The organism is Paracoccus rhizosphaerae, assembly GCF_026162645.1.
GTDB classification, from domain to species: Bacteria; Pseudomonadota; Alphaproteobacteria; order Rhodobacterales; family Rhodobacteraceae; genus Paracoccus; species Paracoccus rhizosphaerae.
This window is the reverse complement of record NZ_JAOTBE010000051.1, coordinates 1-24,771: the sequence shown is the minus strand read 5'-3', so window position 1 is coordinate 24,771 and position 24,771 is coordinate 1. Positions and strand designations below refer to the sequence as shown.

The window sequence follows — 24,771 nt, the reverse complement described above, 5'->3', positions numbered from 1 at the left end:
CTGTCATCGCACAGGAGCCCCAAGGCCGCGGCGACCACGAGCGCCGTTGGCGCATGGTTCTAGGTCTTGCCTCTCTGTAGCCCGGATCTGAGCCCAACCGAGATCATTCGGGCGTTCACCCCGGCAAATGGTGTCCACGCCCTCAAATTCCCAAAGCTCAAGGCCCTGATCCGAAGAGCCGCCACGCGAACCTGCATGGCTCTCTGGCGCGCTGTCGGGCAGGGCTGCGATCTTTTCACCGATGAGGAATGCTGCAATTTCTTCAAAGCCGGACGGATATGAAGCCGACGAGATGCAACGCGCTCCTACAAGAGGATCGTTTTGGCAAGAATATTGCTTGGTCGCATTTTGGTGGATGGTCGTTCGTCCCAATTATGGGATCTCTGGCAGCAACCAGCAGGTTCTACTCGATCAATGAATCGGGTGATGCCAAGGCTCGAAGTTTCTCAACATCTGTAATGGTAACATATACGCCCTTGTTGTAGATCCCGTACTCGTTCAGCGAACGAAAGGCGCGGGACAGGCTTTCTGGCGTCATGCCCAGGTAAGATGCAACCAATCTTTTCTCATGCGGCAGGCGGAAACCTGGCGACCCTCCATGGGCTTCTGATTGCCTAAGCAGGAAAGCGGCCAAGCGCTCGCGAGCATTGCGGAGCTTGAGGCTTTTGGTGTGACGAACCATGCTGCGATAACTTTCCGCCAGCTCGCCCGCTGCGTCCACCGCGAAGTCCGTATCGCGCCGGAATGCAGCCCGAACGTCCGCCGCTGGAATCAGCACCATTTTGCACGGCTGCAGTGTCCTGGCGGACATGAGGTGCGGTGCATCGCGCAGGCAAGCGGCAAGGATGAAGCTGGTGACGGGCTCGACGATTGCCATTGTGGTTTGCTGCCCGCTCCACTCCGCGAATAGTTCAACCCGCCCAGAAACCAGGACGTGCAGGAAGTTTGCGCGCGCGCCTTGCCGAACTAGCTGCAATTCAGCAGGAAAGTCTTGTGAGTAGGCAGCTTGCATCAGGCTGTCGAAGCTGGGTGTAGCCATGTTTCTGAACAGTTGCAGGTCGCGGATTTCCTGTAGTTCGTCATCGTACATGCGTTCTCAAGTCCCTTACCAAGCTCTTCAAGCCATGAACCTGATGGCACTCTGCTTCCTTGACTTATGTCAAGCATAGACCCGTATTTTGCGGCTGGCTAAAGGTGTGTTTGCGATCTTCCAGCCTTCGTTCTTTCAACTACTCGAAGATCAAAACGCAAAAGATGACCGAATTCCCGATTACCAATCCGGTGATTGATCCAGATCAAGACTAGCAAATCGATGATGTGGTGGCTGGCCTCGAACTGCCTTGTGCAGGAACTTTCGGAGCTGACCAATGCCGGACCATGTAGCCGCATCTTCACAGGAGCAGCAGCGCGCGCTGTGGCTGAGCACCACCGCCTTTACGCTCTGCTTTGCCGTCTGGACCATTTTCTCGATCATCGGGCTGACCATCAAGCAAGAGCTCGGCCTGACCGAATTCCAGTATGGTCTCCTGATTTCCACCCCCATCCTGACCGGCTCGCTAACACGCTTGATTTTGGGCGTCTGGACGGAGCGGTTCGGCGGCCGGATCGTCTTTTCCTCGCAGATGATCCTGACGGGTCTCGCCACCTGGGCGCTGACTTGGGCGCAAACCTATCCGCAGTTCCTGCTGGCGGCACTTGGCGTGGGCCTGGCCGGTGGCTCGTTCATCATCGGCGTGGCCTATGTGTCCAAGTGGTTTCCGGCAGGACGGCAGGGGACGGCGCTTGGAATTCTCGGCATGGGCAATGTCGGCGCAGCCGTGACCAAGTTCCTTGCTCCCTTCGTGCTGGTGGCATGGGGTTGGGAAGCCGTGGCGGAGATCTGGGCGCTGGTCATCGTGCTGATGGGCGTGATCTTCTTCCTGATCGCGCGGGATGATCCGGCCTTTTCCGAACGTCGCGCCAAAGGTCTGGCCGCACCCTCGCTAGCCCAGCAGTTTGCGCCGCTGAAGAACCTGCAGGTCTGGCGCTTTGCCTTGTACTATTTCTTCGTCTTCGGTGGCTTTGTTGCGCTGGCACTGTGGTTGCCGCACTACCTGATCGACGTCTATGGCGCCGATGTCCGCGTTGCAGGCATGGCGGCCGCTGCGTTCAGCCTCGCAGCCAGCGTATTCCGCGCCTATGGCGGCATGCTGTCGGACCGCTTCGGCGCGCGGACGGTGATGTACTGGACCTTCGGGTTTTCCGCCGTGCTGCTCTTCATGCTGTCCTATCCACCGACTGACTATATCGTGCACGGCAAGGACAGTCAGATCAGCTTCTCGACCGAGATGGGCATGCTGCCCTTCGTGATCACGCTCTTCGTGCTGGGCTTTTTCATGAGCCTCGGCAAGGCTGCCGTGTTCAAGCACATCCCCGTCTACTACCCGAACCACGTCGGCGCCGTCGGCGGCCTCGTGGGCATGATCGGCGGCCTTGGCGGCTTCGTGCTTCCGATCGTCTTCGGTGCGCTGCTGGACCTGACCGGCATCTACACCTCTTGCTTTGCGCTCCTCTTCGGGATCGTCGTCGTCTCGACGGCCTGGATGCACCTGTCGGTGCGCGCGATGGAGCGGAAGGCACACGGCGCGGCCCTGGATCAGCTGCCGAACTTCCCGGAACTGGCCGAGGTCCACGATCCTGTCCGCACCGCAATGCCGCGCGTGCTTGATGACTGGCGCCCTGAAGAACCCGAATTTTGGGCCGAGAAGGGGCGCAAGATCGCACGGCGCAACCTCTGGATCTCGATCCCGGCGCTGCTTTTGGGCTTTGCGGTCTGGATGGTCTGGTCGATGGTGATCGCGCGCCTGCCGGCCATCGGCTTCAACTTCACCACCGCACAATTGTTCTGGCTGGCGGCACTGCCGGGCCTGTCGGGTGCCACGCTGCGGATTTTCTACAGCTTCATGGTGCCGATCTTTGGCGGTCGCCTTTGGACCACAATCTCGACTGCGTCCCTGCTGTTGCCCGCGCTTGGCATCGGCTATGCGGTGCAGAACCCGGAAACGCCCTACGTGATCTTCCTGGTGCTGGCGCTTCTCTGCGGCCTTGGTGGCGGCAACTTCGCCTCTTCGATGGCCAACATCGCTTACTTCTTCCCCAAGGCAGAGAAGGGCAACGCACTGGCGCTGAATGCTGGCCTTGGCAACCTCGGCGTCTCGGCCATGCAGTTCCTTGTGCCGGTGGTCATCACCGCTGGTGTCTTTGGTGCTGTGGGCGGTGCACCGCAGCAACTTTCCGAAGGCGGCCAGCTGTGGATGCAGAACGCGGGATTTGTCTGGGTACCTTTCATCCTGATGGCGACCGCCGCCGCCTGGCTGGGGATGAATGACATCGCTGATGCCCGCGCCAGCTTCCGCGAACAGGCCGTCATCTTCAGCCGCAAGCACAACTGGCTGATGTGCGTCCTCTATACCGGCACCTTCGGCAGCTTCATCGGCTATTCGGCTGGTTTCCCGCTGCTGACCAAGCTGGCATTCCCCGAGGTGAATGCGCTGCAATACGTCTTCCTGGGACCGCTGGTGGGTGCACTCAGTCGTGCGGGCACGGGCTGGATCAGCGACCGCTTCGGCGGTGGCCGTGTGACCTTCTGGACCTTCGTCGGCATGATTTTGGTGACCTTCGGCGTCATCACGGCACTGCAGGCTGGCAGCTTCATGGCCTTCTTTGCGGGCTTCATGGCGCTGTTCTTCCTGACCGGAGTAGGCAACGCATCCACCTTCCAGATGATCCCCACGATCATGAGCCGCGAGATCCCGCGCCTGATGCCAGACCTGGACCCTGTCTCGCGCCGCAAGCAGGCCGAACGCGAAAGCGCCGCGATCATCGCCTTCACCTCGGCCATCGCCGCCTATGGCGCCTTCTTCATCCCGAAGGCCTACGGCAGCTCGATCGCGATGACCGGCTCCCCCGTCGGTGCGCTCTGGGCTTTCCTGGGCTTCTACGCTCTCTGCCTCGGCATCACCTGGGCCTTCTACACCCGTCGCGGCGGCCTGCTGCACGACATCGAACACAGCCGAGTGGCGCCCGTCGCCGCTCAGGCCGCCTGACAACCCCGAAGGAGACAGCAAGATGAGCCATCTTCTGGATCGCCTGAACTTCCTGAAGCCGAACCGCAAGGACGTGTTCTCAGAAGGCCACGGCCAGACCACCAATGAAAGCCGAGAATGGGAGGATACCTATCGCGCCCGCTGGCGGCACGACAAGATTGTCCGCTCGACCCATGGCGTGAACTGTACCGGGTCCTGTTCCTGGAAGATTTACGTCAAATCCGGCATCGTAACCTGGGAAACCCAGCAGACCGACTACCCGCGCACCCGGCCGGATCTGCCCAACCACGAACCGCGCGGCTGCGCGCGCGGCGCCTCCTACAGCTGGTATCTCTATTCCGCGAACCGGGTAAAGACGCCGCTGATCCGGGGTCGGCTGATGCGGCTGTGGCGCGAGAAGCGCAAGACCATGTCGCCGGTGGCGGCATGGGCGGCGATCCAGGCCGACCCGATTGCGCGCGCCAGCTATACCCGGACCCGCGGCAAGGGCGGCTTCGTTCGCGCCACATGGGAGGAAGCGACGGAAATCACCGCCGCCGCCAATGCCTATACCGCCAAGACCTATGGCCCGGATCGCGTCTTCGGCTTTTCTCCCATCCCGGCGATGTCGATGATCTCCTATGCGGCCGGCACGCGCTATCTATCGCTGCTGGGCGGGACCTGCATGTCCTTCTATGACTGGTATTGCGACCTTCCCCCGGCCTCGCCGCAGACCTGGGGCGAACAGACCGACGTGCCGGAATCGGCCGACTGGTACAACGCGGGCTACCTGCTGCTGTGGGGCTCGAACGTGCCGCAGACACGCACCCCCGACGCGCACTTCTATACCGAAGCCCGCTATCGCGGCACCAAGTCGGCTGTGATCTGCCCGGACTATTCCGAGGCCGCGAAGTTCGGCGACATCTGGCTGAACGCCAAGCAGGGCACCGATGCGGCGCTTGGCATGGCTTTCGGCCACGTCATCCTGCGCGAGTTCCATCTGGACCGGCAGGCGCCCTACTTCGAAGACTATTGCCGCCGCTATACCGACATGCCGATGCTGGTCCGCCTGGACTGCAAGGGCGACCGGCTAGTGCCGGGCCGGCAACTGCGCGCCGCCGACCTTGCGGACGGTCTGGGGCAGACGGCGCATTCCGACTGGAAGACCGTTGCCATCGACGAGACCAGCGGCGATCTGGTCGCACCCAACGGCTCGATCGGGTTCCGCTGGACCGACGAAGGCCGCAGGGCGACCGTGAAGGAGCCGGGCACCGACACCGGCGTCACCCATGTCGAAGATATGGAGACCGGCCGCTGGAACCTGGAACAGCGCGCCGGCAAGCGCGATGTGCACCTGAAGCTGAGCCTGGTCCTGGACGAGGATCACGACGATGTGGCGGCGGTCGACTTTCCTTATTTCGGGGGCACCGCGACCAACGGCTTCGAACTAGACGACCGGGGCGACATCCTGACCCGCAACGTGCCCGTCCGCCGGATCACCCTGGCCGACGGCAGCGAGGCGCTGGTGGCGACGGTCTTCGACTTGCTCTGTGCGAACTACAGCCTCGACAGGGGCCTTGGTGGCGACAACGTGGCGCATGACTACAATGCCGACGTGCCCTTCACCCCGGCCTGGGCCGAGCGCATCACCGGTGTCCGCCGCGACAAGATCATCCAGGTCGCTCGCGAATTTGCGAACAACGCCGAGAAGACGAACGGCAAGTCGATGATCATCATTGGCGCGGCGATGAACCACTGGTTCCACATGGACATGAACTATCGCGCCGTCATCAACATGCTGGTGATGTGCGGCTGCGTGGGCAAGTCCGGCGGAGGCTGGGCGCACTATGTGGGCCAGGAAAAGCTGCGCCCGCAGACCGGCTGGACTGCGTTGGCCTTTGCACTGGATTGGGCGCGGCCGCCGCGGCACATGAACTCGACCAGCGCCTTCTATGCCCATACCGACCAGTGGCGCTACGAGACCGTTAGCGCGGCCGAGATCCTGTCGCCGACAGCGCCCGAAGGCGACTGGAACCGCCTGTCGCTGATTGACTACAACATCCGCGCCGAACGGATGGGCTGGCTGCCTTCGGCGCCGCAGCTGAAGACAAACCCGCTGGAGGTCGGCCGCGCTGCGAAAGAGGCTGGCATCCCGGTCAAGGACTATGTCGCGCAGAACCTGAAATCCGGCGCGCTGCAGATGTCGTGCGAAGACCCTGACGCGCCCCAGAACTGGCCGCGCAACATGTTCGTCTGGCGGTCGAACCTGCTGGGATCGTCCGGCAAGGGGCACGAATACTTCCTCAAGCACCTTCTGGGCACCGATCATGGCGTCCAGGGCAAGGACCTGGGCGAGGAGGGCCGGCAGAAACCTGTGGAGGCCGTCTGGCATGACGAGGCGCCCGAAGGGAAGCTGGACCTGCTGGTCACCATCGACTTCCGCATGTCCACAACGGCCGTTTATGCCGACATCGTGCTGCCGACCGCGTCCTGGTACGAAAAGGACGACATGAACACGTCGGACATGCACCCGTTCATTCACCCGCTGCAGGCGGCGGTGGACCCGGCGTATGAGTCCAGGACTGACTGGGAGATATTCAAGTCGATCGCCCGCAAGTTCTCGGAAGTCGCGCCCGAAGTGCTGGGGGTCGAGACGGACGTGGTGCAGCTGCCGCTGCAGCATGATAGCCCCGCAGAACTGGCGCAGGACGTGGTCCGGGACTGGAAGCGCGGCGAGTGCGACCTGATCCCCGGCAAGACCGCGCCGGCCTATATCGAGGTGCAGCGCGATTATCCGAACCTCTACAAGCGCTTCACGGCGCTTGGCCCGCTGATGGAAAAGGTCGGCAACGGCGGCAAGGGGATCGCCTGGGACACCAGGGATGAGGTGCATCACCTGCAGGCGCTGAACGGCACCGTCACCGCCGAGGGACCGACCAAGGGCATGGCCCGGATCGAGACCGCCATCGACGCGGCCGAGGTCGTTCTGATGCTCGCCCCCGAAACAAACGGCGAGGTTGCCGTCAAAGCGTGGGAGGCGCTTGGCAAGGCCACCGGCCGCGATCACAAGCACCTGGCCGAGGTCAAGGAAGACGAGAAGATCCGCTTCCGCGACATCGCCGCTCAGCCTCGCAAGATCATCAGCAGCCCCACCTGGTCAGGGATCGAAAGCGAAGAGGTCTGCTACAACGCCGGCTGGACCAACGTCCACGAGCTGATCCCGTGGCGGACCCTGTCGGGGCGTCAGCAGCTCTATCAGGATCATGAATGGATGCGCGCCTTTGGCGAGTTCTTCGTCACCTGGCGGCCTCCGGTCGATCTCAAGACCGTTGGGGCGGATGCGACAAAGTCGCTGGCCGATGGCGAAAAGCACGTGGTGCTGAACTTCATCACGCCGCACCAGAAATGGGGCATCCACTCGACCTATTCGGACAACCTGCTGATGCTGACGCTGAACCGCGGCGGCCCGGTCGTCTGGATATCCGAGATTGACGCCAGGAAGGCGGGTCTGGTCGATAACGATTGGGTCGAGGTCTTCAACAGCAATGGCGTCATCGCCGCCCGTGCGGTGGTCAGCCAGCGGATGAAGGAGGGCACGATGTTCATGTATCACGCGCAGGAAAAGATCGTGAACACGCCGGGCAGCCAGATCACTGGGAAGCGCGGCGGGATCCACAACTCGGTCACGAGGATCGTGCCGAAGCCGACCCACATGATCGGCGGCTATGCGCAGCTGTCCTACGGCTTCAACTACTACGGCACCGTCGGCGCCAACCGCGACGAATTCGTGATCGTCCGCAAGATGACATCGGTCGACTGGCTCGACCAGCCCGCAACCCAAGTGGAGGCAGCGGAATGAAAGTACGTGCGCAAATCGGCATGGTGCTGAACTTGGACAAGTGCATCGGCTGTCACACCTGTTCAGTATCCTGCAAGAACGTCTGGACCTCGCGCGAGGGCGTCGAATACGCCTGGTTCAACAACGTCGAGACGAAACCCGGCATCGGCTATCCCAAGGACTGGGAAAACCAGAAGCGCTGGAAGGGCGGCTGGACACGGACCAAGAAGGGCCATCTGCAGCCCAGACAGGGCGGCAAGTGGCGCATCCTGGCCAATATCTTCGCCAACCCGAACCTACCGGATATCGATGACTTCTACGAACCCTTCGACTTCGACTACGACCATCTGAAATCGGCGCCCGAGATGCAGGCGTTTCCGACCGCGCGCCCGCGTTCTAAGATCACGGGCCAGCGGATGGAGAAGATCGAGTGGGGCCCGAACTGGGAGGAGATCCTGGGCGGCGAGTTTGCCAAGAGGTCCCAGGACCAGAACTTCGAGGGCGTGCAGAAGGACATCTATGGTGAATACGAAAACACCTTCATGATGTATCTTCCGAGGCTGTGTGAGCACTGCCTCAACCCAGCCTGCGTCGCCTCCTGCCCCTCGGGCGCGATCTACAAGCGCGAGGACGACGGCGTGGTGCTCATCGACCAGGAGAAGTGCCGCGGCTGGCGGATGTGCGTGTCCGGCTGCCCCTACAAGAAGATCTACTACAACTGGTCCACCGGCAAATCCGAGAAGTGCATCCTGTGCTATCCGCGCCTGGAGTCCGGCCAGCCGACGGTCTGTTCGGAAACCTGCGTCGGGCGCATCCGCTATCTGGGCGTGATGCTCTATGACGCGGATCGCATTGCCGAAGTGGCGGGGGTCGAAGATGAGGCGAAACTCTATGACGCGCAGTTGGGCATCTTCCTGGACCCAAGCGATCCGAAGGTGATCGAGGCGGCCCGCGCCGAAGGCATCCCCGAGGACTGGATCAGGGGGGCGCAGAACTCTCCGATCTGGAAGATGGCGATGGAGTGGAAGATCGCCTTCCCGCTGCATCCCGAATACCGGACGCTGCCGATGGTCTGGTATGTCCCGCCACTGTCCCCGATCCAGAACGCGGCCGAGGCCGGCAAGATTGCCGCGCAGGACGACATGCCTGACGTGCGCAGCCTGCGCATCCCGCTGCGTTACCTGGCCAACATGCTGACAGCGGGTGACGAGGCTCCGGTGGCGGCCGCTCTGGAGCGGATGCTGGCCATGCGGTCTTACATGCGCTCCAAGACCATTGACGGCGTGATCAACTTGGGCGTCGCCAATCGTGTCGGCCTGACCCCGCACCAGATCGACGAGATGTATCAGTTGCTGGCCATTGCCAACTACGAGGACCGCTTCGTCATCCCGACGACCCACCGCGAACTGGTCGAGGATGCCTATGATCTGAAGGGGGGCTGCGGCTTCACCGACGGCAATGGCTGCTCGTCCGGCCACAGCGGATCGCTGTTTGGTGGCAAGAAGTTCCGCAGCCCGCAGGAGTTCATCGCATGAAGACCTTCAAGGCACTCTCCCTCTTGCTGAGCTATCCGACCGAAGATCTCGTGGCGGCCATCCCCGCTATCGAGGAGGTTCTGCACGCCGAGGGCCTGCTGGGCCCCTGCCGCTTGCAGGACCTGGCGCCCTTGCTGCACCGGCTGGCGTCCGAGGACCTTTATGATCTGCAGGAACGCTATGTCCTGCTGTTCGACCGCTCACGGACGCTGTCGCTGAACCTGTTCGAACATGTTCATGGCGAGGGCCGCGATCGTGGTGGCGCCATGGTCGATCTGCTGGAGACCTATCGGTCGGGCGGCATGGACCTGGCCGCGACTGAACTACCCGATCACCTGCCGGTTCTGCTGGAATACCTTTCCACGCGACCCATCGCCGAGGCACGCGCGATGCTGGCCGATGCCGGCCACATCCTGGGTGCGCTCTCGGAACGTCTCGACCGGCGCGACAGGCCTTATGCCGCTGTTCTCTCCGCGCTGGTCGCCCTGTCGGAGACGGACTGCGAGCCGACGGCCGAGTTGGCGCAGATCCCGGACGATAATCCCGAAGATCTCGAAGCGCTCGATGCGGTCTGGGCAGACGCGCAGGTCGTCTTTGGCCCGGACCCGAACGCAGGCTGCCCCGTCAGCCGCGACATTCTTGCACGCATGGACCCTCGCGCCCCTGCCGCGGCAGCCGTGAACTGAAAGGCGATTGCCATGAACAACTTTCTTTTCGGTGTGTTCCCCTACATCGCCATCACGGTGATGATACTTGGGTCGATCGTTCGCTATGAACGAGATCCCTTCACCTGGAAGTCGAAGTCCAGCCAGCTGCTGCGCAGGCGGCAGTTCGTGCTCGGCTCCATCCTCTTTCATGCTGGCGTGCTGGTGATCCTGGGCGGGCACCTGATCGGCCTGTTGACGCCGATCGCCATCTTCGACGCGTTGGGCGTCAGCCATGGTGCAAAACAAGTACTTGCCATGACAGCAGGCGGCATAGCCGGCATCATGGCCCTCGTGGGCGGTGGGCTATTGCTGCACCGCCGCCTGACGGACCCGCGCATCCGCGTCCATTCAACATTGGCGGACACTGGTATCCTGGTGCTGCTGCTGGCGCAGCTGGTGCTGGGGCTGCTCACGATCGTGGTCTCGATGCAGCACCTGGACGGGCATGAGATGGTCAAGCTGATGAGCTGGGCGCAAGGCATCGCCTATTTCCGCACCGGCGCCGCCGACCACATGGCTGACGTGCACATCCTCTTCAAGATGCACATTCTGCTGGGCCTGACCATCTTCCTGCTGTTTCCCTTCACGCGTCTCGTGCACATGATCTCCGCTCCGATCCGCTATGTCTGGCGCCCCGGATATCAGATCGTGCGCAGCAAGCGCCAGGCAGCACGGTGATTGCGATGCAGATGAAACCCCTGTTGCCGCCGGTCGCCGTGAATGGCGTGACCATTGATCCTGCCCTGATCGCCGCCGAGGCGCAGAACCACCCGGCCCCAAAGGGCAAGCCGGGTGCCGCCTGGAAGGCTGCGGCCCGTGCGCTGGCGGTCCGGGAACTGCTGCTGCAGGAGGCCCGCCGGCATGCCATTGCCCCCGATCCGGTCGAAATCGAGCCCGGCCGGTGGGAGACCGAGGAGGAGGCACTTGTCCGGCAGCTTCTGGATGAGGCGGTCATACCCGCGCCTGCCGACGAGGCAACACTTCGGGCCCGTTACGACGCAGAGCCGGATCGCTTTGCGGCACCAGCACTGTTCGAGGCGGCGCACATTCTCTTTGCAGCCGCGCCGGATGACACGGAAAGCCGCAACGCGGCCCGTGTGCAGGCTCACGAAATCCTGGTCCAACTGCAACATCAGCCAAGCCAGTTCGCGGATTTGGCAATGCGCTACAGTGCTTGCTCCTCCAAGACCGCAGGAGGCGTTCTGGGGCAGCTGAGTTCGGGCGACACCGTTCCCGAATTCGAGGCCGCGCTGAACGCCATGGAGGAGGGAAAGATCGCCTTGGCAGAAACGCGTTATGGCATCCATGTCATTCGGCTGGATGCCCGCGCTCAAGGCGCCGTACTGCCGTTCGAAGTTGTTCTGCCGCATCTGAGAGAGGCATATGAGAAAGCGGCGTGGCTGCAGGCCAGCCGCGACCTGATTACGGAACTTGCCGCCCGCGCGCAGGTGTCTGGGACCGAGCTGGCCTAGGAAAATATCATGCAACTGGGATATGTCAGCCTGCCAGGGCGGGGCGCAAACGACGAGTTCCTCGCACAAGTCGCGACGCAGCTTCAGCGTCGAGGCGTCCGCCTTGCGGGAACCGTGCAAAGCAATGTGGAACGGCCCGACCGGAAAAAATGCGACATGGATATCGTTGTCCTCCCGCACGGTCCGGTGCTGCGGATCAGCGAGGATCGAGGCGATCTGGCCCGCGGCTGCCGGCTGGATGCCGGTGTTCTGGAGCAGGCGGTGGTCGAGGTCGCCCAAGCGCTGCCCAGAGCGGAACTGCTGATCGTCAACAAGTTCGGGAAGCAGGAGGCAGAGGGGCGGGGAATGGCGCCCCTGATCGCGGACGCGCTGGACCAGGGTATCCCGGTGCTTCTGGGGGTCAACGGATTGAACCTTCCGGCCTTTCAGGATTTTGCGGCGGGACTTGAGATCGCGCTGCCTGCCGAGCCTGCACGAGTTCTGGAGTGGTGCCTTGAATTGACCCGCCACCTTGCTGCCTGACAGGCCTCAGCAGCACAAATGAACACGCCCGGTGCCGAAAGGCGCCGGGCGTCTTGCGTCGTCACGCCGCCTTCTGCCTTGAAGGTCGCCGCGGTGCGAGCCGCGGGCGCAAGAGGACCGGCGCGTAGGCGAGCGCAAAGCCCCCGAAGGCCAGGATCCAGAGGGCTGCCGATATGTGCAGGAACAGCATCGGGCTACTGGCCAGGCCCGCCGCCACGCGGGCGACGACGGAACCAACCAAGGAAAGATAAAGCGTCACCGTCACCGGCCCCGCGTGAAGCGCACGGCCGGTATGACCAAGCGAGGCGCGGCTCATGACGGCGAGCGTCATCAGCCCGATCGCCCCCGCCAGCCAGACATGCCGGGCCGCAGCCGATGCAATGAAGCCCGCCTCTGCAGTGGCCTCGGCCAGGAAGCCCAGGGACAGCATTGCATAGGCTACGTGCAGCGCCCAAAGCAGCGGCTCGGCCCGCACCTGCCAGCCGCACCAGCGCGACTGCCGCCACAGATGCGCCAGCCCCGCCGCTGCCAGCAGCCATGCAGTTGCCTTTGTATCAGGCACCGCGACAAAGGCCGCCAGCGCAGCAACTGTCAGCGCCATGGCGCCGCCGTCCGCGCCGCCGAATGGGACCGGCAAGCGATGAGCCCCTTTGGCGGCCAGCCAGTTGCGGGAAAAGCTCGGAATGATCCGCCCGCCGATCAGCGCGATCAGGATCAGGGCGATCGCAAGTCCGAGGCGCATGCCCATACCCTCGGATGCGGTGCCAAGGCGCGCGGCCTCGACATGGAAAATCCCGTTTGCCACGCCGTAGATGCCGATCAGGACGACCACGGGCAGGTTGCGCCAGTTTCGTCCGCTCAGAACCTCGCGCGACATGAAGACGACCAGCGCCGCCGCCAGCGACAGGTCGGCCAGGGCAACAGCCTGCCAGGGCAGCAAAGCCGAAAGCAGCATCGCCACCCGCCCCAGGCTCCACAGCACCACCAGACCCAGCAACGGCCATCCCAGGACCGGCAAGCGCCCGGTCCAGTTCGGGATCGCCGTCAGGACAAAGCCGCCAATGACAGCCCCCAGATAGCCGAACAGGAACTCGTGCGCGTGCCAGCTGATCGGATCGAACTGCAAGGGCAGGGCGACCGCCCCTGACAGCACCGCGATCCACAGCACCATGGCCACGACTGCCCAAAGGGCCGCCAACAGGAAGAAGGGCCGGAAACCATGGCTGAGCCAGGCCGGTCCGGTGAAGGTTCGCATCTTCTGCGCGGTAGTCATGTCTGATCCTTTTGGGGGCGGTCCCGTTGATCGCGGGAAATTGCAGAGGTGCACCGTCTTGCCGCGGATCCGGAGAGGGGTCCTTGTCCCGCATCAAACAGCATCCCGGTGCGGCGCGTCAGCCGAGCCCGAAAGCAGGTCTCGTCCAGCCCGTATGCAGCGCAGGCCTCGGCGATGGCATGAAAGCGCGCGACGGGGCAGCCGGGGCAAAGCATCCGCTGATCCAGGAAGACGGACGCGGCCTGCGGGCAGGCAGCGAAAAGCTCTGACAACGGAAGGTCGGGGTCGCTGAAGTTTGGGGCGGCCATGTCCTGCTCCGGATGGTGCGGGAATATCCTGCACGCGAAAATCGTCCGGTTCTTTGCGCCAGCGCAATAACTGCTCGGGTTTCGCCGTCTAGAACCAGGTTATCCAAAACAGACAGCCGGACCACGAGATGTCAGAATTTCTAACCAAATCACGGGCCAGGAACGTGTTCTACGGGGGATCTCTGTTCTTCGTCGTCGTGTTCGTGGCCCTGACGGCCCAAAGCCACCGCCACATCGTCGCCACCTCGACTGCCGGCATGCCGCTGACCGAAGAGGTCAGGCTGGGCAAGCACGTGTGGGAGCGGAACTCCTGCATCAACTGCCACACCCTGCACGGAGAGGGCGCCTACTTCGCCCCCGAGCTGGGCAATGTGATGACCCGCTGGAGCGTCGCCGACGATCCGGAGGGCGCGTACCAGATGCTCAACGGGTGGATGGAGGCGCAACCGTCTGGGATCGAGGGGCGGCGCCAGATGCCGCATTTCGAGATCACCGAGGAGGAGATGCGCGGGCTGGCGCAGTTCCTGCGATGGGCCGACCAGACAGACACCCAGAACTGGCCCCCCAACGACGCGGGCTGAGAGAGAAACGTCATGAGATATCAAACACAGAAGGTTGCCTACGCATATTTCCTTGCCGCCATGGCGTTGTTCGCGATCCAGGTCATGGGCGGGCTGTTGGCGGGCTGGATCTACGTGTCGCCCAACACGCTGTCCGAGGTGCTGCCCTTCAACGTGATCCGCATGATCCACACCAACGCGCTGATCGTCTGGCTGCTGCTGGGCTTCTTCGGCGCCGCTTATTACCTCGTGCCCGAGGAAAGCGAGCGCGAGATCTTCTCGGTGAAGCTCGCCTATCTTCAACTCGGCATCCTCGTGATCGGCACATTGGGGGCCGTGGTCTCCTATCTCGTCGGCATTCACGGCGGGCGCGAGTTCCTGGAACAGCCGCTCTGGGTAAAGTTCGGCATTCTCGTGGGTGCGGTGATCTTCCTCGTGAACATCTCGCTGACCTTCCTGACCGGGCGCAAGACGGCGATCACCAACATCCTGATGATGGGCCTGTGGCTCTTGTGCCTGCTCTGGGTCTTTGCCTTCATCAACCCCGACAACCTCAGCCTCGATAAGATGTACTGGTGGATGGTCGTGCACCTTTGGGTGGAAGCCACCTGGGAACTGGTCATGGCCGCGATCCTCGGCTTCCTCATGCTGAAGCTGACCGGCGTCGACCGCGAGGTGGTCGAGAAATGGCTTTATGTCATCGTCGCCACCGCGCTCTTCTCGGGGATCCTGGGTACGGGGCACCATTTCTACTGGATCGGCACACCGGGCTACTGGCAGTGGATCGGCTCGATCTTCTCGACCTTCGAGGTGGTTCCCTTCTTCGCGATGATGTCCTTTGCCTTTGTCATGGTCTGGAAAGGCCGCAGAAACCACCCGAACAAGGCCGCGCTGCTGTGGTCGCTCGGCTCCTCCACCGTCGCCTTCTTCGGCGCGGGCGTCTGGGGCTTCCTGCACACGCTGCACGGAGTGAACTTCTACACCCACGGCACGCAGATCACCGCCGCCCACGGGCACCTGTCCTTCTATGGCGCCTACGTCGCCCTTAACCTGGCAATGTTCACCTACGCGATGCCCGCGCTGCGGGGCCGCCACCCGTACAACCAGGCGCTCAACATGGCGTCCTTCTGGCTGATGACCGGGGGCATGGCCTTCATGACCTTCACGCTGACCTTCGCGGGCACCATCCAGACGCACATGCAGCGCATCGTCGGCGACTACTACATGGATGTGCAGGACCAGCTGGGGCTGTTCTACCTGATGCGCTTCGGGTCGGGCGTGGCCGTGGTCCTGGGCGCCATCCTCTTCATCTACTCGATGCTGGCGGTTCGCCGCGAAGCCGTCAAACCCGGCCTGGTGGCCGTTCCCGGAGAATGAGACCATGCGAGACGTACAAACCGGTCTGCCTTTCTATGAACCCGTCGCCGATGAATGTGCCGTGTTCGCAGCAGCCCATGCCAACGGCCTGCCCCTTCTTCTGAAGGGACCGACCGGCTGCGGCAAGACGCGCTTCGTGGAGCATATGGCGGCACGGCTGGACCTGCCGCTGCATACGGTCGCCTGCCACGACGATCTGTCAGCCGCCGATCTCATTGGGCGCTACCTGCTGAAGGGCGGAGAGACGGTTTGGGTCGATGGTCCGCTGACCCGCGCGGTGCGCGAGGGCGGCATCTGTTACCTCGATGAGGTGGTGGAGGCTCGCAAGGACGTGACGGTCGTATTGCACCCGCTGACCGACGACCGCCGCCGGCTGGTCATCGACCGTACGGGCGAGGAACTGGCGGCACCCCGGTCCTTCATGCTGGTGGCCAGCTACAACCCCGGCTACCAGAACATCCTGAAGAAGTTAAAGCCTTCCACCCGCCAGCGCTTCGTCTCCCTCGGCTTCGACTTCCCGTTGGCGGAGGTGGAAATCCCCGTCCTCTGCCGCGAAAGCGGGCTCGACGAAGCGCGCGCCAGCGCGCTGGTGCGGCTGGCAGGGCGCATCCGCGGGCTCTCCGGGATGGATCTTGAGGAGGGCGTGTCGACCCGGCTGCTGATTTATGCCGCCACGCTGATCGCCGGCGGTATGACGGTGGACCGCGCCATCGAGGCCGCCATCATCGAACCCCTCAGCGACGAGCCCGACGTGCAGCAGGCTCTGCGCGATCTGGCCGCGGTCATCTATGGGTAGGATCCATGCTGCACGTTCTGGACCTGATGGAGCCCGAGGAGACCGTTGGCAATCTTTGGCACGACATGGCCAGCCGATGGGGCGCGGCCACGGGCGATACCAGCCGGGCCGTGGGCTTCGGCGAGATGCGCCCGTCGGTGGCAACGCTCTTCCGGGCCTTGGGCGGTGCGGCGGGGGTAGAGATCACGACCGCCCCCCTCACTACCTCCGATCACCGGCCCGATCGCATCCGCCGGATCGGCACCCCGCGCGAAAAAGCCTTTCTCGCCGACTTTGACGGTGACCGCCTGCGACTACCGCCGTTGATCGACATTTTCCCGACGCGAGAGTTGAACCGCGCAAACTACCTGTGGCTGGCCGCGCTGGCCGCCCTTGCCGAGATCCCGTCGCGGCAGGCTGATATGCTTGCCGCCGACCGGGCGGAGATCGCGGCACTGGCCGCCGCTTCGGCACAAGCCTACGCCGGCTGCCCGGGGCTGCGCCGTCCCTATGACGATCTTTGCCGCGAGATCGCATCCGTCCGCCGCCGCACCGGGCTGCCGCGCTGCGAGGCCGGGGTGGAGCGGCTGATCCTCAGCGTGCTTTCCAGCGGTACAATATCCGAGGAAACCGCCGGTCCAACCCCGCGCGGCTACCGGACCTATGCGCCTGTGCCGATCTGGCTGCGCCTGCGTCCATCGATCAAGTCAGGCAAGGCAGTGCCCGAGGAGGGCGAGGCTCCAGGTCCGGCAGTCGGCGTGCCGATCCGCAAGGAAGCTCGGCGTGAGGACCGCGACCAGGCGAACCGCCGTGACAGCTTTATTGTCCACCGCTTCGAGTCCATCATGTCCTGGGCAGAGAGCCTGAACATCAACCGCCTGGTCGATGATGACGATCAGGACAACGCGGCCAAGGCCGCCGAGGATCAGGATCACCTGACCTTCAGCCAGAACCTGAAGCGGGCCGCGACGCGGCTGCGCCTGTCGCTGGACCTGTCGCCACAGGATGCGGAGCACGAGCAATTGGCGGGCAAGTTCACCTATCCTGAGTGGAACCGCCGCTCGAGCTCCTACATGCCGGGACATGTTCGCGTGCTGGAGGTCGAGGCGACGGCGCGCGGGGAGTATCGGCCCGATCCGCGCCTTGTAGCCCGCGTGAAGCGGCAGTTCGCGCCGCTGCATCCGCGCCGGGTCGTCCTGCCCCGGCAGATCGATGGCGAGGATCTGGACCTCGATGCTGTCATCACCTCGTGTACAGAGCTCGCCTCAGGGCGCGAGGGCAGCGATCGTGTCTGGCAGGCGGGCCGTCCGATGGCGCGGGATCTGAGCGTGGCGATCCTGATGGACTGTTCCCGCTCGACCGAAGCGGCTTTGGGCGATACTTCGGTGATTGAGGTCGCGCGTGAGGCGCTGTCGGCACTGGCCGAGGGGATCGACACGGCCGGGGACCGGCTCGGGATCTGGGGCTTTTCCTCGCTCCGTCGCGACCGGGTCTTCCTGCACCGCGCCAAGACGTTCGAGGAGCCGATGTCACCCGCTGTCACCGCGCGCATCGGGGGGCTGCGGCCAGGGCATTACACGAGGCTGGGGGCTGCGGTTCGGCATGTTTCGGCGCAACTGGCGAAGGAGGGTGCCGCGCGACGCCTGCTCCTTGTGCTCACCGACGGCAAGCCCAATGACCTCGATCACTACGAAGGCCAGCACGGCATCGAGGACAGTCGTATGGCCGTCCGCGAAGCCCGGGCGCTGGGGCAGGCGGTGCATGGCGTGATCGTCGACGTCGACGGGCAGGACTGGTTCGCCCGCATCTTTGGCCGGGCAGGCTTCACCCTGCTGCCGCACCCCGAGCGGCTGCCACGAGCGCTGCCCGAGATATACCAGACCCTTACCATGGAGACGTGACATGAACCGCCTGCTGATCCTTGCCCTTCTTTTGCCAGCAGAGGCCTTCGCTGCAAGTTTTGAGCGCCCGATCCCGCAGCCGCAGACTGATGCGGCCGAATTCTGGTTCCTCCTGGCGTCGATCGCGCTGATTGCCGCCTTGATAGCTGTCCAGATGCTGGTGAACCGGCGATGAGACCGCCGCTGAAACTGGTGGCCGCGCTTTTTCCGTTCGGGGCAGGTGCGATGGCCGTGAACCTTTTCTTCGCCTCCCTGATCGGGTCCTGGCTGGGCTGGCGCGTGCTGACCCCTTGGGAGGCCGCAGCTGGCGGCCTGCTGATCGGGCTGCCGCCCACCTGGGCCTTCGCCTCCCACATCATGCGCCTCATGAGACAGGCCGAGGCGTGATGACCGGCTGGACAGAATACACGCTGGCGCTGCTCCTGTTCGTGGCCAGTCATTTTCTGCCCCGGCTGGGTAGGCTGCGCGAGCGCTTGATCGCGGCGGCAGGGCGGCGCATCTACTTTGGCGCTTATGGCCTTCTATCGGTTGTGTTGCTGATCTGGGTCATCATGGCTGCCGGGCGCGCACCCTATGTCGAAATCTGGCCGCCACTGCCGTGGACAAGGTGGGTCCCCAACCTGGCAATGCCGCTGGCAGCAGTTCTTGCCGCATGGGGAGCCGGTCTTCCGCAGGCCGTCACTTTGGGCGGGCGGGGCGGCGCGGCATTCGACCCGCACAATCCGGGTGTCGCGGCGGTATCGCGCCACCCGTTATTCCTCGCGCTTGCGCTCTGGGCTGGGTCGCATCTCGTGGCGAATGGCAACCTCGCTCACGTGATCCTGTTCGGCAGCTTCCTTCTCATGGCTGTTGCGGCCATTCCCGCCTTCGATGCCAAGGCGCAGCGGGCGCTCGGAGGCGGGGCCAAGGCTTATTTCGGTCACACGGCCATTCTGTCGTTTGCGCCGTTGACCCAGAGAGCGTGGCTGCGTCGGAACGGGCGCGCAGCGTTTCTTCGTGGAGCTGCGGGCGTGCTGATGTGGCTGGGCTTTCTCCATCTTCACACGCGCCTGATTGGTGTCTCGCCCTTTCCCCTTGGATAGTTTGGCTCCCGGTCGCAGGTCAGTAGGCGACCTCCCACGGTTGTGACCCCAGCATCTATGCGTTACCGGCAGGGCAGCAGCCGCGGCCCGCTCTCAGGACCATTGGACTTTGAGCAGGACGAAGCGTGGAGGTTCAGCTTGCCTTGGACATTCTTGAAGAACCTTGCGGCCACGGGTCAGGTCAGCGCGCGCGCCAGCACGGTGGCAGATGTGGGTCTTGCCTTGCTGGACGGGGAAGGGGTGGTGACGGTCTGGGATAAGGGTGCCGAGGCGATCACGGGCTGGCACCCTAAGGACATCATTGGCCGGTCTTTCAGCCTCTTCCTGCCGCCTGAGGCCGCCAGCCAAGAAGTGGACACGATCTTGGGCATGGTGCACAAGAACGGACGCCATGAAGTGGAAGGAGAGTGTCGGCGCCGGGAGGGCGAAGCGTTTTCGGGCAAGCTCGTCATCAGCGCCTTGGGCGATGGCTCAGGCAAACATGGCGGTTTAGCCGTTGTTCTGCGCGATCTGACGGCGCAGGTGGCCGTGGAGGACGCCCTTCGTGCGCGCGAAGCGCACATGCGCTCGGTCCTTGACGCCATTCCCGACGCCATGATCGTCATCGACGCGCGCGGGGCCATCCAGTCATTCAGCGCGGCCGCCGTCAAGCAGTTCGGTTATGAGCCCGATGAGGTATTGGGACAGAACATCAGTCTTCTGATGCCCGAACCCTATCGTTCCGAGCATGACGATTATCTTGACCGCTACGCAAGAACCGGGAGGCGGCGCGTGATCGGGATGGGGCGGGTGGCCATGGGGCAGCGCAAGGACGGCTCCACATTCCCGATGGAGTTGTCCGTGGGTGAGATGCAATCAGCTGGACAGCCATTCTATACCGGATTCATTCGCGATCTGACAGAGCGTCAGAAAACAGAAGCGCGGCTGCAGGAGCTGCAATCCGAACTCGTCTTCATGTCACGTCTGTCCGCCATGGGGGAAATGGCCTCCACCCTGGCGCATGAGATCAATCAGCCACTGACCGCGATCACGAACTATCTTCGCGGATGCCGTCGTCTTGTTGAGCGGATGGATGGCGAACAGGCGGATATGCTTCGGGACGCGCTTGGACTTGCCGGGGACCAGGCCCTTCGTGCGGGAGACGTCATTCGCCACCTGCGCGAATTCGTTGCGCGGGGCGAAGGTCAGCACCGGATCGAAAGCCTGCCCAAGCTGGTCGAGGAAGCCAGCGCCCTGGCGCTGGTTGGCATGCGCGAGATGGGCGTCCAAATCACCATACAGATCGATCCGGAGACGCGATGGGTGCTGGCTGACCGTATCCAGATCGAGCAGGTGATCTTGAACCTCGTTCGGAACGCGATCGAGGCCATGCAGGAGTGCCCGCGCCGTGAGCTTGTCATCAGCACTCATCCAGGAACCGAAGGCGGGACGGCCGAAGTACGGGTGTCTGATACGGGTCCAGGCCTCGCGTCCGAGGTCAGCGCCCGCATGTTCCAGCCCTTCGTGACTACGAAGGAAAAGGGAATGGGCGTCGGCCTTTCGATCTGCCGGACCATTGTTGAAGCACATGGAGGTCGCATCTGGACACGTCCCGGCCCGGCGGGGGGAGCGGTGTTCGCCTTTACCCTGATGTTGGCCAATCACGAGGAGGAGCTCGATCATGACCAGTGAAGCAGTTGTGCATGTCGTGGATGATGATCTGGCAGTCCGTCAGTCGCTTGCCTTTCTTCTGGCCTCCGATGGCCTGCCGGTGCGGCTTTACGATTCGGCGGGCAGTTTTCTGGAAAAAGCCGGGATGGCGGCTTCGGGTTGTGTCGTGACTGACGTGCGGATGCCTGACATGGACGGGATCGAGCTCTTGCGCAGGCTCAAGGACGCGACATCCCGTTTGCCGGTGATCGTGATGACCGGCCATGCCGATGTGCCGATGGCCGTCGAGGCGATGCGGATCGGCGCCTTCGACTTCGTGGAAAAGCCCTTCGATGACGAGGTACTTCTTCGGGCGATCCGCGCAGCCTTGTTGCAGCGAAACGGCGAGCGCGAGCGCGAGGCCGAACTGGACAAGCTCAGGGAACTTGAGGATAGCCTGTCGTCGCGAGAGCGGGAGGTCATGGACGGCCTTCTCAAGGGCAAGGCGAACAAGGTCATTGCACACGAACTAGGTCTGAGTGCGCGAACCGTGGAGATTTACCGGGCTAACGTGATGACCAAGATGCAGGCCAAAAGCTTGTCTGACCTCATCCGTCAGGCCTTGGCGCTTCGCGCAGAAAACGGAACCGAGACAAATCGTCAAGGCGGTTGATCTGGATCAGTGCGCGAACTTTCGGAAACCGGCAGGGCTGACGGGGCCAATACAGGGGCTTGCCCATGTCCGCTTCCTCCGCTCCGGTCCTTGTCGTCATCAGCGACAGTGCTGTCCGGGATTCGCTTCGGTTCGCTCTCGAGATGGAGGGTTTGCAGGTTCGTGCCTATGCCGATCCGTTGGCTCTTCTTCTAGAGCAGGACATGCCAGATCAGGGGTGCCTGGTTCTGGACGGGCTAGCGACGGCAATGGAAGGCGCAGACCTTGTCCGTCGGTTGCGAGATTGCGGGATTGCTCTGCCGGTTATCCTGATTACGGAGCAGACGCCGAAGGAAGAGGAAGCGGAGGAGGGCGTGCAGCTTGTTTGCGGAAAACCTTTGAACAGCGACGTTCTTGTTGCCAGCATCATCAACGCTCTTGCTGTGCCGGCGACCTCAGCCTGATGCCCATATAGGTAATTCTACCTAGGAAAGAACACGAATGTCGCAGGGCGTGCGGCGGCTCTATTTGATCCTCAGATGTCCCACCGTGGATGACAAGAGGTTCCGATGTCCAGTCTCGCCACTGCAGCCCATGCCACGCCCAGCAATGTTGTTCTGTCTTGGCGAACGCCGTCGAAGGCGATGCACAAGACGTCAGGCTCTGCCCTTATCACCCGCCGCATTGGCAAGAATGAGACCATCTTCTCGGAGGACGATCGCGCCCTTCATGTTTACCGGGTTATCTCCGGGGCCGTTCGCACGTCTCGATTCCTGACCGACGGCCGTCGCCAGATCGACGAATTCTATTTCGATGATGACGTTTTTGGCCTGGAGGGAGGTGACGAGCATCGCTGCACGGCCGAAGCAGTCGAAGACACGGTCATCGCGGTGTACCCGCGCAACATCTTTGTCAGTCCGTCGGCGGAAGATGCAGCCACATCGGGCCAGCTGGTCGCGGCACTGGCGCGCTCGCTGACCCGCGCCCGGGAACACATGTTGCTTCTTGGCTGCAAGACAGCGATCGAGAAGATCGCCGCGTTCCTCCTTGGCCTGTCAGAACGCCTGAGAAGCGACGTTCTCTGCCTGCCGATGACGCGGCTGGACATCGCTGACCACCTCGGCCTCACCATCGAAACCGTTTCTCGCTCGCTGACACAACTCGAGCGGGCAGGCCTGATCGAGGCGATGTCAGGACGCCGCTCGATCGTGCTGCGCGACGTGAAGGGCCTTCGTCAACTCGACGCGTGAGGAGGCGCGACCATTCCCCGGAGTTGCTCTTGACCGCCGATCCTGCTCTTGCGGGCCAACATAGACGGACGTGGAGCTGCGCCTTACGCCGCTGCCCTTGTTGGATCGTAAGAACGTGGTGACATCACCTCCGTCCGGCGAACCGGCTATGGGCGGCGCCAGCGGCACCGCACCTGTTGGAGGAGCAGAAGCAGATTTCACTCGACCTGCGCGAGGAGATCATCCATGCGGCCCTTGGCGTTGCCCTTTTGCGGAACTGCGGCGGCCTCAGCTAGATTCAAGGCTTGGCCAACCTGAAGCAGGGCAACCATGCCCATGGCATAATACTAATTATCGGTATGTTAGTTGTAGAAGCAAAGTAGAATTGTCGCGAACTGGCAAAGTTGATTTGTCGCCTCTGCCCTGAAGACTGACGCTGCATTGAGCAGCATGGCATGAGGGCTTTCGACATGGGACTTATCCTAATGAGCGAACACGAGCTTCAACGGATCGAGGTGCTATCTCCAGGTGCTGGATGGCAGCCTGCGCACGGCCACGGCGGCGCAAGTGCTGGGGCTGAGTCAGCGCCAGGTGCAGCGTTTGATCCGCGAGGTTCGGGCTGACGGCGCGATGGCCGTGCGCCACAAGCTGCGCGGCCGACTGTCCAACAACCGCATCAGCGATCTGAAGCGTGATTATGTCCTGTCGCTTCCTGGTCGTGTTGAAGAACGTCGAAAAGCGCACCAAGCCGATCATGGCGCAGATCGCTCAAGCGCTCGCGCCCCTGCCCCCGCATGCCTGCCGATCAATCACCTTTGATCGCGGCTCCGAGTTCATCGACTGGCCGCATCTACAGGCCGAAGTGGGCACCCAGACCTGGTTCTGCGAAGCGCAGTTGCCGTGGCAGAAAGGTGCCGTGGAGAACGCCAACAAACGGCTTCGACGCTGGCTCTGCCGCGACACCGACCCAAACTCGCTTTCTCAGGAGGAACTCCGGCAACTCTGCGCGGGCCTCAATGCCACGCCGCGCAAGCGCCTCGGCTTCCGCACCCCTGCCGAGGTGTTCAAGACCAACCTGCTCGGAAGCGGCTACAGAAGGGAAAAAACTCTCCCGGAAACCGAAGTCGCATTTGGGCTAGCGCGTCCACCCTTCGACGGAGAAGGCGGGCCGGGGCCGGCTTAGCGTTAACCTGCGACACTTCAATTCTGTGCAGGAAGCGTCAGATTAACTTGGTTGTAACACTGGTCGGTTCCTGGGACAGGCTATCCTGGAACGACCCTCGGCGTCAGCTTCAGGCAGAGCCAGATCGTGCTGGTCCCGGCCAGAGAAATCATCCCTGCGGATGCTGAGGTCCTCCAAGGCGTCTCCTCGGTCGGTGAAAACGCGATCACCGAGAAAAGCGCGCTGGTGGTTCGCGAGTCCGGAGCTGATCTAGTTCGCTTACCGGGGGCACGCGAATCGTCCGGTCTAGCTGGTCCTGCGCGTTACCTGGAGCCATGCGGGGAAATGGGTGACGGGGTTTGGAAAGGGGGCGTATTGTGGCGGGTGCTGAAGCCTGCCGAAACTTCCAAAGGAACGATACGCCATGGAAAAGACTACAGACATCATCCCCCTTCGTCAGCCGGAATCTGTTGAGGGCCGCTGACCGAGATCGCGCGCGACGGGGCACGCCGGATACTGGCGGCCGCGCTGAGGGCCGAGGCCGACGCCTTCGTCGCGCAGCACGCCGAAGAGATCCTGCCGGATGGCCGCCAGCGGGTTGTCCGGCACGGCTACGGGCCGGAGCGCAGCATCCTGACCGGGATTGGTGCGCTCGGCGTCCAGCGCCCGAAGGTGCGCGACCGCG

22 protein-coding genes and 2 pseudogenes are annotated in these 24,771 nt (G+C 63.0%); 21 read left to right on the top strand and 3 right to left on the bottom strand.

Features of this window, described 5'->3' with window-relative positions; all coding sequences use genetic code 11:
- Positions 1 to 403 precede the first annotated feature (403 nt).
- Positions 404 to 1,090, bottom strand: coding sequence for a helix-turn-helix domain-containing protein (locus OC184_RS15110; protein WP_265508014.1), 687 nt, complete (start codon positions 1,088 to 1,090; stop codon positions 404 to 406).
- A gap of 277 nt (positions 1,091 to 1,367) precedes the next feature.
- Between OC184_RS15110 and OC184_RS15105 the strand changes: the two genes are divergently transcribed.
- Genes OC184_RS15105 through OC184_RS15075 form a run of 7 tightly spaced genes read left to right on the top strand, consistent with a single transcriptional unit; the run spans position 1,368 to position 12,138 of the window.
- Positions 1,368 to 4,085, top strand: a complete 2,718-nt coding sequence (locus tag OC184_RS15105) for a nitrate/nitrite transporter (RefSeq protein ID WP_265508012.1) — start codon at positions 1,368 to 1,370, stop codon at positions 4,083 to 4,085.
- A 22-nt stretch (positions 4,086 to 4,107) separates the two neighbouring features.
- Positions 4,108 to 7,923: a nitrate reductase subunit alpha gene (locus tag OC184_RS15100; RefSeq protein ID WP_265508011.1), complete on the top strand. Its 3,816-nt coding sequence runs from the start codon at positions 4,108 to 4,110 to the stop codon at positions 7,921 to 7,923.
- Positions 7,920 to 9,437: a nitrate reductase subunit beta gene (gene narH, locus OC184_RS15095; protein WP_265508010.1), complete on the top strand. Its 1,518-nt coding sequence runs from the start codon at positions 7,920 to 7,922 to the stop codon at positions 9,435 to 9,437. Before OC184_RS15100 ends, narH begins: the two co-directional genes overlap by 4 nt.
- Positions 9,434 to 10,123, top strand: coding sequence for a nitrate reductase molybdenum cofactor assembly chaperone (gene narJ, locus OC184_RS15090; protein ID WP_265508009.1), 690 nt, complete (start codon positions 9,434 to 9,436; stop codon positions 10,121 to 10,123). Before narH ends, narJ begins: the two co-directional genes overlap by 4 nt.
- A 12-nt stretch (positions 10,124 to 10,135) precedes the next feature.
- On the top strand, positions 10,136 to 10,822 hold the full coding sequence (gene narI, locus OC184_RS15085) for a respiratory nitrate reductase subunit gamma (protein ID WP_265508008.1): 687 nt from the start codon (positions 10,136 to 10,138) through the stop codon (positions 10,820 to 10,822).
- Positions 10,823 to 10,827: 5 nt separating this feature from the next.
- Complete coding sequence (locus OC184_RS15080; RefSeq protein WP_265508007.1) at positions 10,828 to 11,616, top strand: peptidylprolyl isomerase; 789 nt, start codon at positions 10,828 to 10,830, stop codon at positions 11,614 to 11,616.
- 9 nt (positions 11,617 to 11,625) lie between these two features.
- Positions 11,626 to 12,138 (top strand): DUF2478 domain-containing protein, encoded by a 513-nt coding sequence (locus OC184_RS15075; protein ID WP_265508006.1) that lies wholly within the window; start codon positions 11,626 to 11,628, stop codon positions 12,136 to 12,138.
- Between the two features lie 61 nt (positions 12,139 to 12,199).
- On the opposite strand, the gene OC184_RS15070 is transcribed toward OC184_RS15075, so the two are convergent.
- Together OC184_RS15070 and OC184_RS20515 are read right to left on the bottom strand one after the other, a co-directional pair.
- Complete coding sequence (locus OC184_RS15070) at positions 12,200 to 13,411, bottom strand: NnrS family protein (protein WP_265508005.1); 1,212 nt, start codon at positions 13,409 to 13,411, stop codon at positions 12,200 to 12,202.
- Complete coding sequence (locus OC184_RS20515) at positions 13,408 to 13,719, bottom strand: DUF1858 domain-containing protein (protein ID WP_378926602.1); 312 nt, start codon at positions 13,717 to 13,719, stop codon at positions 13,408 to 13,410. The genes OC184_RS15070 and OC184_RS20515 overlap by 4 nt, the downstream gene beginning before the upstream one ends.
- A gap of 128 nt (positions 13,720 to 13,847) precedes the next feature.
- Between OC184_RS20515 and OC184_RS15060 the strand changes: the two genes are divergently transcribed.
- The 14 genes and pseudogenes from OC184_RS15060 to OC184_RS14990 all read left to right on the top strand — a co-directional run.
- Positions 13,848 to 14,300, top strand: coding sequence for a c-type cytochrome (locus tag OC184_RS15060; RefSeq protein WP_265508004.1), 453 nt, complete (start codon positions 13,848 to 13,850; stop codon positions 14,298 to 14,300).
- A gap of 12 nt (positions 14,301 to 14,312) precedes the next feature.
- On the top strand, positions 14,313 to 15,656 hold the full coding sequence (locus OC184_RS15055) for a cbb3-type cytochrome c oxidase subunit I (protein WP_265508003.1): 1,344 nt from the start codon (positions 14,313 to 14,315) through the stop codon (positions 15,654 to 15,656).
- Between the two features lie 4 nt (positions 15,657 to 15,660).
- Positions 15,661 to 16,452 carry a CbbQ/NirQ/NorQ/GpvN family protein gene (locus OC184_RS15050; RefSeq protein ID WP_265508002.1) on the top strand — a complete coding sequence of 264 codons (792 nt, stop codon included), beginning with the start codon at positions 15,661 to 15,663 and terminating at the stop codon, positions 16,450 to 16,452.
- A 5-nt stretch (positions 16,453 to 16,457) separates the two neighbouring features.
- On the top strand, positions 16,458 to 18,332 hold the full coding sequence (locus tag OC184_RS15045; RefSeq protein ID WP_265508001.1) for a nitric oxide reductase activation protein NorD: 1,875 nt from the start codon (positions 16,458 to 16,460) through the stop codon (positions 18,330 to 18,332).
- Between the two features lies 1 nt (position 18,333).
- Complete coding sequence (locus OC184_RS15040; protein WP_265508000.1) at positions 18,334 to 18,507, top strand: hypothetical protein; 174 nt, start codon at positions 18,334 to 18,336, stop codon at positions 18,505 to 18,507.
- The gene (locus OC184_RS15035; RefSeq protein WP_265507999.1) at positions 18,504 to 18,719 is read left to right on the top strand and encodes an NnrT protein; all 216 of its coding nucleotides are present in this window, start codon (positions 18,504 to 18,506) and stop codon (positions 18,717 to 18,719) included. The genes OC184_RS15040 and OC184_RS15035 overlap by 4 nt, the downstream gene beginning before the upstream one ends.
- Positions 18,719 to 19,414: an NnrU family protein gene (locus OC184_RS15030; protein WP_265507998.1), complete on the top strand. Its 696-nt coding sequence runs from the start codon at positions 18,719 to 18,721 to the stop codon at positions 19,412 to 19,414. Before OC184_RS15035 ends, OC184_RS15030 begins: the two co-directional genes overlap by 1 nt.
- A gap of 153 nt (positions 19,415 to 19,567) precedes the next feature.
- The gene (locus OC184_RS15025) at positions 19,568 to 21,085 is read left to right on the top strand and encodes a PAS domain S-box protein (RefSeq protein WP_265507997.1); all 1,518 of its coding nucleotides are present in this window, start codon (positions 19,568 to 19,570) and stop codon (positions 21,083 to 21,085) included.
- A complete protein-coding gene (fixJ, locus tag OC184_RS15020) occupies positions 21,075 to 21,716 on the top strand; it encodes a response regulator FixJ (protein ID WP_265507996.1) in 642 nt (213 codons plus the stop codon). Before OC184_RS15025 ends, fixJ begins: the two co-directional genes overlap by 11 nt.
- Positions 21,717 to 21,781: 65 nt before the next feature.
- A complete protein-coding gene (locus tag OC184_RS15015; RefSeq protein WP_265507995.1) occupies positions 21,782 to 22,159 on the top strand; it encodes a response regulator in 378 nt (125 codons plus the stop codon).
- Between the two features lie 105 nt (positions 22,160 to 22,264).
- On the top strand, positions 22,265 to 22,945 hold the full coding sequence (locus OC184_RS15010; protein WP_265507994.1) for a helix-turn-helix domain-containing protein: 681 nt from the start codon (positions 22,265 to 22,267) through the stop codon (positions 22,943 to 22,945).
- Between the two features lie 507 nt (positions 22,946 to 23,452).
- Positions 23,453 to 23,743, top strand: coding sequence for a helix-turn-helix domain-containing protein (locus tag OC184_RS15000; protein WP_265507993.1), 291 nt, complete (start codon positions 23,453 to 23,455; stop codon positions 23,741 to 23,743).
- Positions 23,631 to 24,063: pseudogene (locus tag OC184_RS14995) on the top strand (IS30 family transposase); the annotation flags it as partial. The gene OC184_RS15000 and the pseudogene OC184_RS14995, both read left to right, overlap by 113 nt.
- A 447-nt stretch (positions 24,064 to 24,510) precedes the next feature.
- A pseudogene (locus OC184_RS14990) lies at positions 24,511 to 24,771 on the top strand (IS256 family transposase); the annotation flags it as partial.

Excerpts from the sequence above, each read along its gene's own strand:
- OC184_RS15035 (WP_265507999.1), top strand. The coding sequence starts at position 18,504 with ATGAGACCGCCGCTGAAACTGGTGGCCGCGCTTTTTCCGTTCGGGGCA.
- OC184_RS15070 (WP_265508005.1), bottom strand. The coding sequence starts at position 13,411 with ATGACTACCGCGCAGAAGATGCGAACCTTCACCGGACCGGCCTGGCTC.
- OC184_RS15080 (WP_265508007.1), top strand. The coding sequence starts at position 10,828 with ATGCAGATGAAACCCCTGTTGCCGCCGGTCGCCGTGAATGGCGTGACC.
- narH (WP_265508010.1), top strand. The coding sequence starts at position 7,920 with ATGAAAGTACGTGCGCAAATCGGCATGGTGCTGAACTTGGACAAGTGC.
- OC184_RS15060 (WP_265508004.1), top strand. The coding sequence starts at position 13,848 with ATGTCAGAATTTCTAACCAAATCACGGGCCAGGAACGTGTTCTACGGG.
- OC184_RS15010 (WP_265507994.1), top strand. The coding sequence starts at position 22,265 with ATGTCCAGTCTCGCCACTGCAGCCCATGCCACGCCCAGCAATGTTGTT.
- narJ (WP_265508009.1), top strand. The coding sequence starts at position 9,434 with ATGAAGACCTTCAAGGCACTCTCCCTCTTGCTGAGCTATCCGACCGAA.
- OC184_RS15075 (WP_265508006.1), top strand. The coding sequence starts at position 11,626 with ATGCAACTGGGATATGTCAGCCTGCCAGGGCGGGGCGCAAACGACGAG.
- OC184_RS15050 (WP_265508002.1), top strand. The coding sequence starts at position 15,661 with ATGCGAGACGTACAAACCGGTCTGCCTTTCTATGAACCCGTCGCCGAT.
- fixJ (WP_265507996.1), top strand. The coding sequence starts at position 21,075 with ATGACCAGTGAAGCAGTTGTGCATGTCGTGGATGATGATCTGGCAGTC.
- OC184_RS15015 (WP_265507995.1), top strand. The coding sequence starts at position 21,782 with ATGTCCGCTTCCTCCGCTCCGGTCCTTGTCGTCATCAGCGACAGTGCT.
- narI (WP_265508008.1), top strand. The coding sequence starts at position 10,136 with ATGAACAACTTTCTTTTCGGTGTGTTCCCCTACATCGCCATCACGGTG.
- OC184_RS15100 (WP_265508011.1), top strand. The coding sequence starts at position 4,108 with ATGAGCCATCTTCTGGATCGCCTGAACTTCCTGAAGCCGAACCGCAAG.
- OC184_RS15030 (WP_265507998.1), top strand. The coding sequence starts at position 18,719 with ATGACCGGCTGGACAGAATACACGCTGGCGCTGCTCCTGTTCGTGGCC.
- OC184_RS15045 (WP_265508001.1), top strand. The coding sequence starts at position 16,458 with ATGCTGCACGTTCTGGACCTGATGGAGCCCGAGGAGACCGTTGGCAAT.
- OC184_RS15110 (WP_265508014.1), bottom strand. The coding sequence starts at position 1,090 with ATGTACGATGACGAACTACAGGAAATCCGCGACCTGCAACTGTTCAGA.
- OC184_RS15040 (WP_265508000.1), top strand. The coding sequence starts at position 18,334 with ATGAACCGCCTGCTGATCCTTGCCCTTCTTTTGCCAGCAGAGGCCTTC.
- OC184_RS20515 (WP_378926602.1), bottom strand. The coding sequence starts at position 13,719 with ATGGCCGCCCCAAACTTCAGCGACCCCGACCTTCCGTTGTCAGAGCTT.
- OC184_RS15055 (WP_265508003.1), top strand. The coding sequence starts at position 14,313 with ATGAGATATCAAACACAGAAGGTTGCCTACGCATATTTCCTTGCCGCC.
- OC184_RS15105 (WP_265508012.1), top strand. The coding sequence starts at position 1,368 with ATGCCGGACCATGTAGCCGCATCTTCACAGGAGCAGCAGCGCGCGCTG.